General features: G+C 61.3%; 2 protein-coding genes. Both read right to left on the bottom strand.

Going from position 1 to position 511, the window contains the following annotated elements; genetic code table 11:
* On the bottom strand, window positions 1-201 hold a 201-nt coding region (locus tag RAD16_RS40665; RefSeq protein ID WP_458163654.1), incomplete at its 3' end, for a S1 RNA-binding domain-containing protein.
* Between the two features lie 141 nt (window positions 202-342).
* Window positions 343-507: a (d)CMP kinase gene (locus RAD16_RS40660; RefSeq protein WP_458163656.1), complete on the bottom strand. Its 165-nt coding sequence runs from the start codon at window positions 505-507 to the stop codon at window positions 343-345.
* Window positions 508-511: the final 4 nt, after the last annotated feature.

Raw genomic sequence — 511 nt, 5'->3', positions numbered from 1 at the left:
GCCCTGATCGTTCAGGAATTCCTCGATCGGAATGTAAGCCTCGGACTTCAGGCCTGCATTGACGACCACGAAGTTGTGGTCGACGCGCACGACTTCGGCGGAAATCACTTCGCCGGCGCGCATGTCTTGGCGGGTCAGCGACTCTTCGAACAGAGCCGCGAAAGATTCAGTATTCGGGGTAGAGGTTTGCAGGTCGGACATAAAAATCTGATTGTGCATGGATCGCTGTGCCACGCCGGCCGGAATGGCAGGCTGAAAGGGCCAGATCGAAGTCCACACGGGGTTAAGGGTTCGAAACACGCTTCGCACTTACGCGCGGAGCACCTACCGCTGCCCGCCTTCTCAGGCGGGCTGGCCGAGCGCCCGGTACCACTGCAGCACCTGGTCGACGGCTTCATCGACCGAAAGCGCCGACGTATCGAGCAGCTTGGCATCTGCCGCCGGCTTCAGCGGCGCGGCCGCGCGATTGCTGTCGCGCGCATCACGTTCACGAAGATCCCGGAGCAAGTCA

The sequence above is a fragment of the Bradyrhizobium sp. 18BD genome (assembly GCF_054185225.1).
The sequence above is the reverse complement of the archived record's forward strand: the minus strand, read 5'-3'. Positions and strand labels throughout refer to the sequence as shown.